The organism is Brevibacillus gelatini (genome assembly GCF_003710935.1).
GTDB classification, from domain to species: domain Bacteria; phylum Bacillota; class Bacilli; order Brevibacillales; family Brevibacillaceae; genus Brevibacillus; species Brevibacillus gelatini.
Map to the genome: position 1 here is coordinate 15,859 of NZ_RHHS01000055.1, position 15,768 is coordinate 31,626.

At 34.5% G+C, this 15,768-nt stretch carries 21 protein-coding genes; 18 read left to right on the forward strand and 3 right to left on the reverse strand.

Annotated elements, in window-relative coordinates; translation table 11 throughout:
• Positions 1-128: 128 nt before the first annotated feature.
• Positions 129-410, reverse strand: a complete 282-nt coding sequence (locus tag EDM57_RS21040; RefSeq protein WP_122906657.1) for a hypothetical protein — start codon at positions 408-410, stop codon at positions 129-131.
• The gene (locus EDM57_RS21045) at positions 394-1,206 is read right to left on the reverse strand and encodes a BRO family protein (protein ID WP_170163489.1); all 813 of its coding nucleotides are present in this window, start codon (positions 1,204-1,206) and stop codon (positions 394-396) included. The genes EDM57_RS21040 and EDM57_RS21045 overlap by 17 nt, the downstream gene beginning before the upstream one ends.
• An 87-nt stretch (positions 1,207-1,293) precedes the next feature.
• Here EDM57_RS21045 and EDM57_RS21050 point away from each other — a divergent pair, with 87 nt between their 5' ends.
• The 17 genes from EDM57_RS21050 to EDM57_RS21125 all read left to right on the forward strand — a co-directional run bounded on the left by EDM57_RS21050 (position 1,294) and on the right by EDM57_RS21125 (position 14,582).
• Positions 1,294-1,524 (forward strand): helix-turn-helix domain-containing protein, encoded by a 231-nt coding sequence (locus tag EDM57_RS21050; RefSeq protein WP_122906659.1) that lies wholly within the window; start codon positions 1,294-1,296, stop codon positions 1,522-1,524.
• A gap of 120 nt (positions 1,525-1,644) precedes the next feature.
• Complete coding sequence (locus tag EDM57_RS21055) at positions 1,645-1,911, forward strand: hypothetical protein (RefSeq protein ID WP_122906660.1); 267 nt, start codon at positions 1,645-1,647, stop codon at positions 1,909-1,911.
• 205 nt (positions 1,912-2,116) lie between these two features.
• Positions 2,117-2,599 (forward strand): Panacea domain-containing protein, encoded by a 483-nt coding sequence (locus tag EDM57_RS21060; protein WP_170163490.1) that lies wholly within the window; start codon positions 2,117-2,119, stop codon positions 2,597-2,599.
• Positions 2,592-3,020: a hypothetical protein gene (locus EDM57_RS21065; protein ID WP_122906662.1), complete on the forward strand. Its 429-nt coding sequence runs from the start codon at positions 2,592-2,594 to the stop codon at positions 3,018-3,020. The genes EDM57_RS21060 and EDM57_RS21065 overlap by 8 nt, the downstream gene beginning before the upstream one ends.
• A gap of 94 nt (positions 3,021-3,114) precedes the next feature.
• A complete protein-coding gene (locus tag EDM57_RS21070; protein ID WP_122906663.1) occupies positions 3,115-3,324 on the forward strand; it encodes a hypothetical protein in 210 nt (69 codons plus the stop codon).
• 187 nt (positions 3,325-3,511) lie between these two features.
• Positions 3,512-3,940 (forward strand): PAAR domain-containing protein, encoded by a 429-nt coding sequence (locus EDM57_RS23025; protein ID WP_148039131.1) that lies wholly within the window; start codon positions 3,512-3,514, stop codon positions 3,938-3,940.
• Between the two features lie 14 nt (positions 3,941-3,954).
• A complete protein-coding gene (locus EDM57_RS21075) occupies positions 3,955-5,163 on the forward strand; it encodes a hypothetical protein (RefSeq protein WP_122906664.1) in 1,209 nt (402 codons plus the stop codon).
• Positions 5,164-5,184: 21 nt separating this feature from the next.
• Entirely contained in the window at positions 5,185-5,685 is a 501-nt protein-coding gene (locus tag EDM57_RS21080) for a hypothetical protein (RefSeq protein ID WP_122906665.1), read from the forward strand.
• A gap of 80 nt (positions 5,686-5,765) precedes the next feature.
• Positions 5,766-6,359 carry a hypothetical protein gene (locus EDM57_RS21085; protein ID WP_122906666.1) on the forward strand — a complete coding sequence of 198 codons (594 nt, stop codon included), beginning with the start codon at positions 5,766-5,768 and terminating at the stop codon, positions 6,357-6,359.
• The gene (locus EDM57_RS21090) at positions 6,360-6,584 is read left to right on the forward strand and encodes a hypothetical protein (protein ID WP_122906667.1); all 225 of its coding nucleotides are present in this window, start codon (positions 6,360-6,362) and stop codon (positions 6,582-6,584) included.
• Between the two features lie 41 nt (positions 6,585-6,625).
• Positions 6,626-8,470 carry a LamG-like jellyroll fold domain-containing protein gene (locus tag EDM57_RS21095; protein ID WP_122906668.1) on the forward strand — a complete coding sequence of 615 codons (1,845 nt, stop codon included), beginning with the start codon at positions 6,626-6,628 and terminating at the stop codon, positions 8,468-8,470.
• A gap of 107 nt (positions 8,471-8,577) precedes the next feature.
• Entirely contained in the window at positions 8,578-9,852 is a 1,275-nt protein-coding gene (locus EDM57_RS21100; RefSeq protein WP_122906669.1) for an SPRY domain-containing protein, read from the forward strand.
• Positions 9,853-9,865: 13 nt separating this feature from the next.
• Complete coding sequence (locus EDM57_RS21105; RefSeq protein WP_122906670.1) at positions 9,866-11,575, forward strand: hypothetical protein; 1,710 nt, start codon at positions 9,866-9,868, stop codon at positions 11,573-11,575.
• Between the two features lie 33 nt (positions 11,576-11,608).
• On the forward strand, positions 11,609-12,985 hold the full coding sequence (locus tag EDM57_RS21110) for a DNRLRE domain-containing protein (RefSeq protein ID WP_122906671.1): 1,377 nt from the start codon (positions 11,609-11,611) through the stop codon (positions 12,983-12,985).
• Positions 12,986-13,019: 34 nt separating this feature from the next.
• On the forward strand, positions 13,020-13,454 hold the full coding sequence (locus tag EDM57_RS21115; protein WP_122906672.1) for a hypothetical protein: 435 nt from the start codon (positions 13,020-13,022) through the stop codon (positions 13,452-13,454).
• Positions 13,455-13,461: 7 nt separating this feature from the next.
• A complete protein-coding gene (locus EDM57_RS21120) occupies positions 13,462-14,220 on the forward strand; it encodes a peptidoglycan recognition protein family protein (protein ID WP_122906673.1) in 759 nt (252 codons plus the stop codon).
• Positions 14,221-14,270: 50 nt separating this feature from the next.
• Positions 14,271-14,582, forward strand: coding sequence for a phage holin, LLH family (locus tag EDM57_RS21125; protein ID WP_122906674.1), 312 nt, complete (start codon positions 14,271-14,273; stop codon positions 14,580-14,582).
• A 236-nt stretch (positions 14,583-14,818) separates the two neighbouring features.
• On the opposite strand, the gene EDM57_RS21130 is transcribed toward EDM57_RS21125, so the two are convergent.
• The gene (locus EDM57_RS21130) at positions 14,819-15,256 is read right to left on the reverse strand and encodes a hypothetical protein (protein WP_122906675.1); all 438 of its coding nucleotides are present in this window, start codon (positions 15,254-15,256) and stop codon (positions 14,819-14,821) included.
• 93 nt (positions 15,257-15,349) lie between these two features.
• On the opposite strand from EDM57_RS21130, the gene EDM57_RS23805 reads away from it, so the two are divergent.
• On the forward strand, positions 15,350-15,768 hold a 419-nt coding region (locus EDM57_RS23805), incomplete at its 3' end, for a peptidylprolyl isomerase (RefSeq protein ID WP_246005877.1).

Consider the following 15,768-nt stretch of genomic DNA (forward strand, 5'->3'; position numbering starts at 1 on the left):
GATAGGGGTTTTGTATTATTGCCAGATGAATTGATATAAAATATAAAATAAAAAGTATTTACTTTATGTTTTTCTCATGCTATTATAAAAACATAAAGAAAAGGAGTCATTCGACTCCTCTCCCAAGATTAAAGTAAAATATAATGATATTCAAAATCTGTTTCACCAAACTCATTAACATATTTTTGCTCAAACCATTTGCAATGTCCCTCTTGAACTGTTAGAATACCATTGAATGCTTCGCCGCTGGCAGCTATCCAGTCGTGAAGGTCATCCAAAGAAGCTAATTCGATTGACTGATCTGTTGCTAGTCGTTCTTCTTTTGATGTCGAAAGCAGCCAGTGGCAAGTATTCTTATTAACATTAAAATTGTAACGATAGATGTAAACGGGTTTAGCATTGAAATTCATTATAAACACCTGCTTTCAGAATTTGTTTAATGCCATTAGCATAAGATTTCTCAAACATATGTTGCTTGATTAGCTTGTGGATGAACTCAACACCTTTTGCTGAAACAAGTGTTTGAGATGACATCACCAATCCAGCGTCAGTGCGCAACGGAACAGCAATCAATCTGAAATAGCCATTGTCAATGTAACGTTGATATGGAATGTTCCTTTCGTATTGGGATTTATAAAAAAGAACCTTGTTTTTTCGCAGGAATTTGTACAGTCTATTTCTCCCCCATCTTAGAGACTTTGCGACCTGATTCATTGTCTGAAAGTTTGTGGTATCCATAAGGGAGTTATAAAGTTCGATTTTCGGAGATTGTTCAATGAGTGTGTTTTGCAAGCGTTCGTTTTCCTCGACTTTTGCCACCAGTTCAAGCAAAGCTTCCTTGTAAGTCATAGGAAGTTTGAATCTTGAAGGATGGTCAGCAGATATGTATTGTCCAGTTTTGCGAATAGATGGCAATACCTCATGAGTGATCCAACGCTTAAATGCTTTGGCTTCAGGTTTGCGAGAAGTCAGGATAAGTGAGTATAATCCCGATTCATTGATTAACCAAACTTCTCTATTTTGACCTGATACAAACATTGTTTGGGTCAGCTTCTCATCTGAGTCTAGGCGTTTAATAGCTGTACTGGTATCACTATGTTCAAGGAGTGCGCATACATCACGAGCGACAAACCAAGGTTGATTTTTAATTAGTATAACTCTCACCTCTTTTGATTGATAATTGAAGATTTTTTCAAGTTGTTTCATAAAAATCATCTCCTTCTGGTCAGACATTATCTGACTGATTTAACTATATATTAGTCACACAACATCTGACTGTCAAGGGGTATTACTATGGATTTCAAAACTATTTTAGGTGAAAGAGTTAAAGTTTTACGACAAACTCGTAAAATATTGCAGAAGGATTTAGCAGAAGAAGTTGGAATAACAAAGCAATCTTTAAGTGTGTTTGAAAAAGGTTCGAGTTCCCCTAGTTTGGATACGCTTGTAAAAATCGCAAACTACTTTAATGTTTCAGTTGACTATCTTCTTGGGCGTACAGACAATCCAGAAATAAATAATTAATTCATTTTGATGTATCAATTGACTATCTTTTAGGAAGAACAGATAACCCAAAATCTCACAAATAGTTCATTGGCAACCACCTCCTTTTCTTGTAAAATATTGTGGGAAGGAGGTGAAATTGTGTTTAACCTGAACAATCATATTGCCAAGTTTATTTCTAATATTGCACTTCTTACAGTTTTTAGTGCAATTATTGCTGGGGTTGTTTTTGGTACTGTTGAGATTCCTGCTACATACACTACTGTTAGCAAATCTACATTTGATATTACCATTGCTCTGACTTGGTGGGTAGAAGGTGCGATAGCTTTTGCGCTACTTTTAGGATTTGCGTATATCGTTGAGTACTTGTACCTTATTTCTGAGAGGTTAAAATCAGAAGACCAGTAATACAATTTACAATCCTCCCCTACTCTTCTGTAGGGGTTTTGATGTTTTCTTTTTATTTTCGATCAAAGCCTAGTTTAATTTGGATAAGTACCGAACAAAAACCTTGACAAAAATTTGTTTGACATTGCACACATTATTTACTTTGTGGCATAATAATATTAGGCAAATGAATGTTCGTATGCCTTTTTATTATGGAGGGAGCAAAATGCTACATAATCAAATCGATCCCATAAAATTGTCGAAGTACGTAATAAACTACGTATCGAATTTTAAAGATGATATGAGTCACTTGAAGTTACAGAAACTCCTTTACTATATCGAAGCTTGGCATTTGGTGGTTTTTGACGAACCATTATTTAAAGAGGAATTTCAAGCTTGGGTTCATGGGCCAGTAATTCGAGAAGTTTTCGATCATTACAAAGACAAATCTATTCTTAATAATCTTTTACCCAAAGAGGAACTAGATTATAATCTCGATGATTATTTGAGTGAAGAGCAAATTGAAGTAATAAATGATGTCCTCGATGAATACGGTAAGCGATCACCTTATTATTTGGAATGCTTGACACATGATGAAAAGCCTTGGAAACAAGCTAGACAAGGATACGGAGCCAGTGAACGGTGTGAAGAAATTATATCAAAAGCAACTATGAGAAAATTTTATCGTGAGATGGCTTACGATGAGTAAAAAGGTTGGTAAGAGTAAAAATAAAAGAAAGCCTTTAATGGCGGGAGCATCGGAGAGAGAATTCTCGGAGGACAAGGAATTTGTTATTAGTTTCAAGCATTTAGATAGACAACAAGGACAGTCCTTATCTGATTGGGAGAGTTTGGGCATTTTATCTCAAGCTATAGAAACTCTAAGGGGCTATTGTGGAGAGACATTACATTCGAGATTGGATAATAAATTTACGATTTACGGAAAATTTCCGCCTTCTGATAAAACAGATTTTACTCATCCTAAACATGTACCAGAAGATGCGGAATGGGCACGTATACATGTTAATGGGAAAGTATGTATAGTTGGTCATGTTGTGAGAAATATTTTTAATGTTGTATTTCTTGATAAGGATCATCGTTTTTGGATTAGTGAGAAGAAGCATACTTAAAACCACTGTCTTCGGATAGTGGTTTTTTATCGTACTCTACCCTGCTATGGAGGATGGGGATTTGTTAATCAATTTAAAAACAGAGGTGAAATAGTTGAATAAAATCTTAAACTCTAAAACAATTGCTCTTTTCCTTTCAGTTCTTGCGTTTGTTCTTGTAATAGTACTAATGGTCAGGATGTTTGAAACTGATTTACGCAAAAGAGAGCTTAATCAAGAATACGAAAAACAAATTGTGATACTACAAGAAATAAATGAAATTAATAAAGAACGACTTGAGGCAAATCAGCAATTTATTGACTAACAGAGCAACGAATTAAACAATTAGAAGTGTTGATTAATCAATTTCAAATGCTGCTCCCTGCTCAAAAACAAGACTAAACTCTCCAATCAAACCTAATAAAAGATGAATTTCATTGGATTAATAACTCTATATATTGTACTATTATGTGATGCACGATCTATATATAGTGTCTCAAGGAGGTAGGTAAATGCCCGCAGTTGCTTTTAATGGTAGTAAAACAGTCGATGTTCAAACAAATGACATTCAATATCGTGTTTGGAATCCTTGTCAATATACAGTTGGCGATCCTCCTTCATGTGTTGGTGGTTGGGACTATTATTCTGGAGGGCGTTCGATTATTCACGGTACAGTCGTTGCTTCTTCACCAAATGTTTTTGTAAATGGTAAGCCAATTTCAAGAGTTAATGACAATGTAACTGAAACTGAAACGCCTCAAGTTCCCGGTGAGCCAGTTAGCAATCACACAGGTGGTACAGGCACTGTTACTATTGGCAATAATAAAAATGTTTATTCTGGGGGTCAATTGGTTGCTACTGTAGGCAGCACAGTAAAAACTCACTCTACCCCAACAACAACTATTGCGGATGGCTCTAATAATGTCTTTATTGGCGGTTAAGGAGGTGATTCAAATTGCAAGCCAGATTATACAATCAATACAATGATTCTATACGAATCATTTGGCGGAGCAATACTCAAGACGATCCATATGTAGATAAAACAGAATCTTTGAAAATTATAAATAATCGTATTGTTTTATCTGAGATCCCTACAGAATTTCATCGGGTTTTGATTAATGGATATACGGAAATTGACCAAAGAAAGCCTAACTCTAAAAAAATTCCTGACGTAAATGATTTTATTGTTAATTATTCTAATGGAGTAATTGATTTTCACCCCTCACAAGAAGGAAAAACAGTAGTTGCTGTTTATAAAGGGCGAGGAATGATACAATATCCTGCTTCTCGGATTTGGGCACATTACCCTAACCCAGATGTTGTAATGAATCTTCAAGAAATTATTGAAATATCTCGACAGCGAGTGGAAGAGATTATTGCCGCAACCGAGCAAGCTGTTCGAGCTGCTGAAAATGCCAATATTGCTACTGAAGGTGCAAATATTGCAAAAGATAAGGCAATTCAAGCTGCTGAAGCTGCTGCTTCTGCCGCCAATACAGCAATAGATGCAAGTAAACGTGCAGATGATAGCGCAAAATTTGCAAATGATGCTGCTTTAACAACAAGGCTAATTTGGCTAGAACCTGTTCCAACATATGAAGATATTTTTACTACATACCCTAATCCTGAAATTGGGTCTACTACTATGGTAGAAGAAACTGGCTCTAGGTATCGTTATGAAGGAAATGGTTTATGGAGACAAATTGATAATTACACTAGAGGCTCTATCCCTCTCTCCTCCCCTACTACAGATGGCTTGATGAGTAAAGAAGACTATTCATTAACTCATAATAATTTAAAATATAGAACAATTGCGTTTCTTCTTCCGGTTATTACTGATAGTGGTATACAAAAAATATATCTTCCTTTTGACTATGAAGGCACAATTTCTTCTATTAAAGGTATATGTGGGACACCTGCTGCATCAGAAAGAACCACTCTATACATTGAAAAAATTAGCAAAGATAATTTTAATGGTACTTCTGAATTGTGGGAAAGAATTTTGGAAGGAAGTATAATCTTTGATATTAATGCTTCACATGCTTTCATCCCTTCCTTGATGAATACAGAGGTTCATGAAGGTGATGTTTTTCGTATAGTTGTTGATGAATTCGATCCGCTTCAAGAAGGTATTTCAATAACATTGCAAATTGAAATGAAATAAATTAAATTGGAGGAATATAATATGGCTGATCCAAAAGTCACTTGGAGGACTAGTGATAACCTTTCTGATCTAAAACAATTGGCGGGTGGCGAGGATAAAGTTGCATGGAATTTAGGGACAGTTCAATCTAATACTGAATCTGCTCCTTTTCGATGCTTGATATGGAATAATTATGGTGATGCAAACAATGATGTTTCTGATATGAATGATTGTGTTATTACAACTGTAGATACTAATGGCGGTTCAAATAGTCCAGTCGTTACAGGTAAATGGATTTATGTAAAAGTTATATCCAATTCTGAAGTCAATTATAGTCGAATTGGCGGAAATGGTATTAATGACGGTCGTATGATTAAAGCATCAGGTCAACCAAGTGGTGTGATTAGTGGTGCAAGGAATAATGGCGATAAAGCTGCAAGTACTGCAAACTTTGCTGATGTAGAACTAAAAGCTGTACTTGGATTAAATGTTCAGGCTGGCACTCATTTGTTCAATCTTCGAGTGTCTTATACATTTACATAATAAAAAAAAATAAATAATTCACTAAAAAAAGGACTGCCTAGATTGGGCAGTCCTTTTTATTTTGAGGAGGAAATGACACAATGTTACCACTTTACTCCCCTACCTCTCTCAGGGATTTTATATGGGTAGCAAATTATACAGATGGTTCCTTTTTTACAGAGTTTGATTATCATACCAAGGACAAGAATGATTTCAATTCTATTCGTAAACATGATCTTATCAACTTTGGTCTAGTAGGTCACGGATTTCATTTTTATCACGATGCAATTGGAGGTACTTTTCATTTACCACAAGGTAAAATTGATTTTAAATATGTTATCGGGAATCAGACAGTCAACCTAACTAATAATTTTGACTTTTGTAATGACATTATCACATATAAAAAAGCCCACTCCACATTTAGCCCTTTGGCTTTTCGGGATAGTACCAATACAAACATTGAAGAATATGTTTTTGGTTACAAGAAAAAAGTAGTAACCAAAGAGTTTGAATCACATGTTAAATTGCTGTTTCATATTCCATTTGGAAGCCCTATGTACTTATCAATTCGACTAGTAGCTGATCGAGATGTCGATGGGAAGTTACAGATTTTACGAAATGGTATTATAACCGAAGAGATTGGTGCTTCACTTTATAAAGATATGAGTGCAGAGATCAACTGGGAGGTTTATTAAGTGTCTAATAACAAAAACGCTGTAATTTGTTTAAATGATAAGAATGTAGTTATTCCAAGGGACACTGATTATGAGGTTACATTTCGAATAAAAAAGCCAGTGTACGTTGAACCTATAACACTAAATTATGAAATGAGCTTGGCTGATCCAGAACGAGAAAATGTTTTCAAAAGAACCATCAACAGGTCTGTTTGGAAAAAGATTAATTCTATTGAAGTTGAATAAACGGTATTTAATAATCCTTTTATAAAAGGGAGGCGTAATAATTGGCGTTGATTGGACAACCGTTAACCGCCCCTGAGCCGGGTTGGAAAAGGTATGATGATACCCATGCGGCGATAAAAAGAGTGGGAACGTGGTCTGTATCTACTAACTCGTCACATTGGAATGGTACTGCATTTTATTCTCCTAATGAAGGAGATCAAATTATTTTTTATTTTAAAGGAACTAAAATCAGGTTTATTTGTCAAAACTCAATCACATATCCCGATAGTGTACCCGTAAGTATTGATGGTGTAACAGAAACATTTAGCATATACCATGAATCTACAACAGGTACGTTTCAAAATCTAGAATTTGAGAAAATTGGGCTTGAAGATAAAATTCATACTGTAGTAATTACCGTTCCTTCTGGTGGGAAGAACACACATATTGATGCTATTGATATCGATGAAGAAGGTCGCCTTATCCATCCTGATGAAGTATTTAATGTGTCTGATTTAACTGTAGGGAAAAGGATACGGTGTCATTATAGGGCAAGTGTGTCTGGTCAAGTGGGTATTTTTACTGATATTGGCAAGGAGAATTATGTGGATGGAATTAACGATTTCATTCCTACTACAAGTACTGCCATAGCAGACGGAGATTTTTATTTTATCATGGTAGACGACTTCAATGGACAAATAAAGTTGATTGCAGATAGAAATTTACAGCACAGTCTTGCGTGGGAAACTTTAAATTTGGCTGGAATAGCAAGTGAAAGCGGTATTTCTCTAAATGGTGTTTTTGCTACGAAATCTTCGCCTAAAAACTATGTTGTAGTGGATGACAAACTCAAGTTACGCTTTGTTGAAGATGTTACTGTGAATGCTAAGATAAAACTACATGCATATAGAGATACAGGTGTCATTTTAACGTATGCTGGTTATGGAGAAACAAATGCTAATAATGTACTGTATCAAATAGGATATACTGCGTCTGGAATGTTGAGTTTAGGTCACGAATATAATGCTGGTTCAGATCAATTTTTTACTACTACTTACAAGATTCCTTTAGAAGAGATTGTAGACATTACGATTACAAGGGATTCTGCCAACAAAAAGTACATCCTATATATTAATGGGGAATATCATAGCACTATTGGGTATTCTTATCAACCGACAACAAGTGAATCGTCTACCCACAAGCTTTGCTTGGGCGGCAATATTACAGCGGCGGCATTTCCTGGTATGGATGTTACGTATTACGGTGTGTCCGTTGATAATAGATACGTAAGTCCAGAAGAGTATGCAGACTACGCTGTAAATAAGTGGACGGGCAAGCCCTTTACACTCGATTTGATTAAGGGAGATGAATTCTTTGATTATGTTCTTAGATTACCTAGCAGTGGAACAAATGAATTATACACAGACAATGAATGGGACAAGTACATTGTCAACAGCACTCTCAATGGAACCATTACAGCAGGAGATAATGCCGTATGGAATTGGAAAGGTGTTTATAGTTTAACTAACACAAGGAATTCTAGTAACAATATAATAATACGAGGGAATACAGGGGTTCAGTCATTAAGTACAATCTCATCAAGCTCTACTTTGGCTACAAGCACTGGCTTTCGACCGTTGCTTGTTGTTATCAAAAAACCAAAATCGTTAGTTTATCACCAAGGAGAATATAAAGCTTTTAATAATGGAAGTTGGAATAAAATATCATCAATATTACCTACTGAAAATACTATTAGAGAAAGAGGGAATAAGCTTTCAGATTATGACAGAAAAGAAAAAACATTCTCTCTTGAAATGTCAAAAGCATCGTTTGGGCAAGGAACAAAATTTAGTGCGACTGTAGATTTTAAAAAATTTTTTGATATTGTAAGGATCGAAATAGAGTAGGATAGACACCATCTACTCTACTCTATTTCCTCATTTGAAGACAAGTTTTATTGAGAATAAAAGAGAATAAATGTCTATACTTCATTGAGCAAAGGAGGTTTTTATTGATGAGGACAACTATATTGCCTGTTATTTTAAACGAAAACGATAAATTAGGCTCTTTAACTATATCAAATGGGAATCTGACTGTTCAATCCAAAGGTTTAAACTGGATTCGTGCTACACATGGTCGATCTAGCGGCAAGTGGTATTGGGAAGTGAAGTTAGATATAGGCTATAATGGTTTTATTATTGGGGTAGCTAATAAATCGTACACAACACACACATATACTGGAAATAATTTCGTAGGTTTTTATGGGTATGACGGATATAAATATCCAGAAGCCACATCGTATTCATCTGTTGTATCTGTTGGAGATATAATTGGAGTGGCACTTGATCTTGATAATGGAACTTTGGAATTTTATATCAATGGTGTAAGCCAAGGTAAGTCTCACACAAACTTAAAAAATATGGGTGAAGTGTATCCAATATTCATAGATGGGTCAAGTATTTATTCAAAGACTGCTACTTTTAATTTTGGTGCGGCTCCATTTGCTTCCCCTGTACCAGATGGATTTTTAGCTTACAATATTGAAATTATTCCACCAAAGAATAAAGTATTATTTCAATCAAAAAATGGCGAAATTGTATCGTTTTATTCTAGACCAACAGACCAGTCAGCGATTCCAAAAATGACCAGCAACACTACCCCAAGTGGTATTGCAAGTTCAAGTAGCGTTTACACTGGTGGATATAGTGCTTATTTAGCGTTTGATAAAAGTTCAGACAGTAATTCTGGATGGATTTCTTCTAACAATACTTATCCTCAATGGTTATCATATGAATTTCCAGAACCCGTATGCATTAATAAGTATTCTATGCTTGCTAGAGAAGCAACTGTAACTGCGATGCCTAAAGAGTGGAGTTTTGAAGGTTGGGATGGAGACAAATGGGTAATTTTAGATAAAAGATTAGAGACTGGATGGCAAAAAGATTATTATATGGAATTTACGTTTCAAAACTTCAAGAAATTTAAGGCATATAGAATATATATCATTAACAATAATGGTTATGCTAACTATGTTGCTATTGGTGAGATGCAAATGTTTTATTCTGACATATCCATATTGTCTCTTCCAGAAATAAACATTGATCTGTTTGACACTAAAGGTGTAGATGAAGAAAAATTAATTGATATTGATTTTAAAACTGACTTTAATGTAAAAACATTTTTGGCAAACAGCTTTTCTCCATTAGAAGGAGGTAAAGTGTTCTCTACATCAATTGACACTTTGAATATGCCAATTAAAAAAATAGAAATCCAAAAAACATATATTTGAAAGGAGGAAAAAAATGGCTGGACAATTAAAACCGCACCAGTATGCCGTTCAAGCTGAGTATACTGTAATTGGTGGGTCAATGTATGTTAATCATAACAAGTTATTTGATGGAGATATCAATACCTACGCACAATTTTATCAGAATGGAGATTATGTAGAGATTGATGTTGCGAGTAGATTTGTGATCTGGTCACTGCCTTATTATGGCACTAATTATAGCGGTGATACCATTGACATCTTTAAATGGGATGGCAATTCGTATGTAGACACTGGTTTAAATATGATCGAGAATCCAGATGGAGGAAGTAATAGAAAATGGTATCAGAGTACAGGAGAGTTAGAAAAAGGAAGATATAAATTTGTCAGACAAAGATCAGGGTATCCATGTAAAACAGATTATGAATGGTTTATTGAACATGTTTCAAATGATAGGATTTTAGTTTGTAATGATGGTGTTTATAAAAAATACAATTCTGACATGTGGGAGATCGTCGCAACTACTGAGCCATCATTGATGGACTACTTAAACGGAATGACATTAGCAGAGCTTTCTTCTATTCCTGAAAAGGCATGGAGTGAATTAGAAGGTGTTGTTAAAATTTGCTACTTTACAGATGATGAGTCGGTTGAAGAACCTTTATTTAATATTAAAACAAAACCATTTACTTTGTATGATGAATTCGGTGAGAGTGTAGATATTTTGTATTACACAGACGATAATAGCATTACAAACAAAACTTTAGAAATAACTACAAATTACTCTCCCCTAGATGATTTAGAAGGAGATTTTGACATCGTTTTATGGAAGGAGAATACAGTAAATAAAACTATGTTCGTGAATGGTATTCCCTATCCCAACTATCGCCATAAAGTAGAAATTTCCGATCCAGATCGAGTATTACAAGATTGGTCAAATTGGACATTACAGGACAGTTTAAACACAGTAATTGTCTCTTCTAACATGTTTGCTTCACACCATCCGCATACATTAACAATATCTGTTGAACAGGTAGATGGGAAAATAATTCAAGAAACGGGAATATTCACTATATTTGACACTGAGCCACAAATTATTGCTTCTTATATTGGGAATACTTTGGATTTGAAAATTGGCGATGAGGAATCTGACAAAGTTCAATTTAAAATTATATTAAATGGAGAGCAAATTTATCCAGAAGAAGGATTTACTCCTCTATTGCCCTCGCCAATTAATTTTAGTCGTATCTTTAGCAATAATGAAATTAAGATAAACCAATTAAACTCTATTGTTATTGAGTGTAAAGATGAATATGGCATGAAAAGCACTGCTACACTCACTTTCATTGGAGATTATTCTGGAATATTATTTATGGATTTAAATGGGAAATATTTTTCAGATACGTTTGGAAATATCCTTCAATATTTAGATTTCGGTTCAATAATTGCTGGTCGAACTACATTGCCACAGAAGGTACGAGTCACAAACAAGAACAACTTCCCAATAAAGAATATGATTCTTACCGTTGGCGATATTGATCTTGATTTGGACAGCAACAGAAGTTCAAATACTAAAATTGAAATATCCAAAACGGAATCTCCTTTTGTAAGCGAAAATGTTTTAACTTTTGAGGATGAGCTAGAAACGAATGAGGAGATAAACTTTTATGTTCGAATTGTTACAGATAAAGACGATCCTCCACACAGTGGTTTGTTCGACATTATTGTGGATGCAGAACCAACTTAAATGTTTCTCAATACAATGAGAAGGTGAAATAGTTTGATACATAATAAAATGTCGGGTAAGTTTCTTGTCTGGGGGTATCGAGAAGCTGATCTACTTTCAAGCATTTCAGTCAACTTTGGTGGATTTTCTAGTTTATTGAGCAGCATTACTATAAATCCCAAGAATAAAATGACTGGTATGTTTAACGTGCAAGAACCTCCATTAGAAAAATATTATTTAAGTCCAGTTAAGGATAGTACAATTAGAGAAAGCATCCCCACGCTTAACTACGGAACGGATGCGCAAATGCTAGTTGGTGCAGATGAATTTAATGGAGAGATATTTAGATCGCTAATTCAATTTGATTTTTCCTCAATTCCATCAGACAAGATTTTAAAGAAAGCAATCCTAAGACTGTATAGTATTCCATTTCCAAATGATATTGATATTGCAATTTTTAATATTTTAAATGATTGGCAAGAAAAAGACGTTACTTGGGCAAATCAACCACCAGAAGGCGAAAAGCTGACTGTTAAAAGTATTCCTTCTTCGCAAAATGACTTTGTTGAGATAGATTTGTTAACAATTGCTAAAGGTTGGTATGAGGGAACGATTCCAAACTATGGAGTGCTGCTTGGTGCAGATGATGAGACTAAAAGAGCGTTAATTCCCTTTGGGACAAGAGAATCTTCATTTCCCCCTGAACTAGAATTAGGATTTGAAATGCCTGTTTTTAATGAGGGGATAAGTAATTTATACTCGTCAATAACTGTTGAAGCATTAAAAGAAGATAGTTTGCTTTCAAGCATCAATGTTATTAGCAAATATCGTGAAGAAGTGCTCCATTCATTATTGCGTATTGAGAAGAAATCTGATGAAAATCAACTGTTAGCTTCTATGGATGTGCGAGTAAAAAAACCTGATGACCTTAGAAGTTCGCTTCAAATTAACAAGATAAATGGACAGGATTCTATCATTGGGTCTGTTACCGTTCCTGAAAGTTCATACCTTAAATCTTCAATAAATATTAATAAAATTGAAGACAGCAGTTCATTACTCGGTCAACTGGTTGTTAAACATGAAGCAAATTTAAGATCACAGATTCAGATCGATAAAATAAGCAGTGAATCTAATTTATTAATGGCTCTGAGTGTTAAAGGGCATAATGACCTTTCCTCCTCTATTACAATTCCTAATCGCAATGATTTACGAGGGAGAATTCGGGTCGAATATGTTAATGAACTCCCATCATCCATTTTTGTGAAGTATGGTAATGATTTACTCAGTCAAATGCATGTCATTGGACGTGAACAAAATGATTTAAAAAGCCAGATTACAGTTCGTGTAAAATTGGCGTCAGATTTGCATGCAAGCATTCGTGTTGTGGATACAAGCCGTAAAGCTAGTATGCAATATGCTATAATTTATTAAGTTCATTTATTATATTTAGAAAGGTATGATACAAATGCCTCCTACTCCATCTTTAGAAGCACTAGAGGTTCGTCTAAACAATTTAGAAAAAAATGTAGAAGATATTAAAGCTGAACAGAGGGAAAGTCAAAAATTACTTACAGAAACACTAAAAAAATTACAAGATAATGTGATTCGTCAAACAACACTCATGGAGAAAAATGAACAACGCGCAGAGAAACAAGAACAAAGGCTTGATAAAATAGATGAAAAGTTAGAACAAGTTAATGTTGATGTGCAGACTATTAAAGTGCGAAGTGAAATCAATCATTCAGGACATCAAAATGAATCAGGGGAGCAAAGTACTATAAGTTGGCTTCAAAATTTCAGTTCATTAAACAACAAGTATCTTTGGTTTGCCTTTTATTTGATTTTAGGCACATTACTTGGATTGAAAGTGCCGGATATTATGAAAATAATTGGAGGCTAATGTTGACATGATTATTCAAAAGTTCATATCTGTTAATCCTTATTCTCGACCAAACATTAAGTTAAAAGGGGTTAAAGGAATTGTAATGCATTACACCGCTTCCCCTTCTGCTCCTGCAATTAATATTGTTAAATACTTTGATGGACTAAAGAATCAGAATAGTGCAAAGTCTCCTGTGTATGCTTCTGCTCATTACTCTGTAGATGATAATTCAATTTATCAAGCAATTCCAGATGATGAGATGGCATATCACTGTGGGTCAAATACATACACGTCAGAAGCATTAAAAAGATTAAGCAAATACCCAAATGATTGTACTATTGGTATTGAGATGTGTATCGATAAAAATGGAAATATAACCGAGAAAACATTTCAAAATGCTGTTGATTTGGTAGTTACTCTATGTAAAAAGTTTTCTTTAACAGAAAATGACATTTGGACTCATAAGGGTATTGTCGGGTGGAAGAACTGTCCCCTACCTTGGGTTAATAACCCTAATGAATTTGAGCGTTTCAAAAGATGCGTAAAACAAAAATTAAATATTTCTAAAGAAGAAAAAAATAAGGAGAATGAATTTATGAAATTTGTCATGTCTGACCAAGGGAAGCAGTATGCCAAGAATGCTATTTCTAGTTTAGCTCAAAAAGGATATTTAAACAACCCTGATGATTGGGAAAAACGAGTTGATGATGGAACGATTTATCAAGAGTTGCCTTGGTTAACTCTTGTGTTAATGGATCGAATTACTGACCCTAATTTTTGTTAAAATATCTCTTTTATTCAATATAAATTTAAAACAATTTGGAGGGATTTTGTATGGAAACTTTATTTGGTCAAGTTGTTCTAGATTTGCTTTTTGCTGTAATTGTTGGTGTTGGCTTTTGGGTAATTAAACATGCTGTTACTTACTTGAAAGATAAAATCAAAAGAGAATATGCGGATCGTGCTGTCCAATTTGTTGAACAAGTGTGTATAGATATTAAAGGTACAGATAAGTACAATGAAGCAGTTAAATGGTTTGTTGAACGAATGGCGACCTATCGTATTAAAGTTACCGAAGACGAGGTTAAAGGTTTAATTGAGTCTGCTCTGTTTCGCTTAAAGAATGAATACAACAAACAATGGTGATGTATTGATGAGTTTATCTTCTGAATTTACAGCAAGGATTGACAATACTATTGATATAAAATGTTTGGAAGATGAGATTGAATCACTGTATCACATATTGTATAGAAATCGAGATGATTCTAAGATCAGATTTGAAATGATTGAAAAAATTCAATATATAACCAAAAGATTGCGTGATATAAACACAAACCCCCTAGAATAACTAGGGGGTTTGTAATGTATAAAAGACCATAGTATTAAAACCAAATTTTTGACATTAGTTCTTCTGCATCAATCCTCCTTTGTTCTTTGGTGTCGTTTCTTCTACAATCAAGACAATATGGGTCTTTGCAAAAATTCCTAAGCCGTTGGAATGTGTTTTTAAGTAACTTTCCACATTTACACTGATATTCAAGTAGTTGCCTCTGATTTAAATATTCTTCTGTGATTAATTTGCAATATCTATCCTCAAACCATTGATTGACCTCACTTTTTGTAAATCTCTGCCTCTTTCCACTGCATTTGTTGCAACGATCCCCTCTTTTAAAATTGTTAAATGTAACTGTATAACTATGTCCATTTGGACATATCAAGTTCAGTTTTTGTTTTTGATTCTTGTATTCGGCTGTTAGTAATTTATAACCATTTTCACTAAAGTAACTCTTTATATATTCGTAATCTGTCCGTTTACGCAACCTTTGTTCCTCCTGCCAAAACTTGATTCCAACACTCATTTTATTATAATGTGTTATGGGTAAGTAACAAAAATTTTAGGGAAGGATGAAAAAATGAAACGCATATTAACAGTTATGGGTTCACTTTTACTCTCAATAAGTTTGCTTGTAGGATGTGGTAATACAACAACGCCGTCACCTCCTGAACCAACAGAAGCACAACCTGTTCAACAAGAGAAACCAAAAGATACTGTTTCTTCTAGTCCTGTGCTTTCTGGGAAGTATAATACTTACCCTGATATGGTCATAGATTCAAACAAGAAGTACGAAGCAACAATCAGCACTACAATGGGAGATATTAAAATTGAGTTATTTGCTAAGGATGCACCAAAAACAGTAAACAACTTTGTTTTTCTAGCCAAAGACAAATTCTATGACGGAGTTAAATTTCACCGTGTACTTAAAGACTTTGTGATTCAAACAGGTGATCCAACTAGTAAGGGTAGCGACACAACCTTAGGCAATGGTACTGG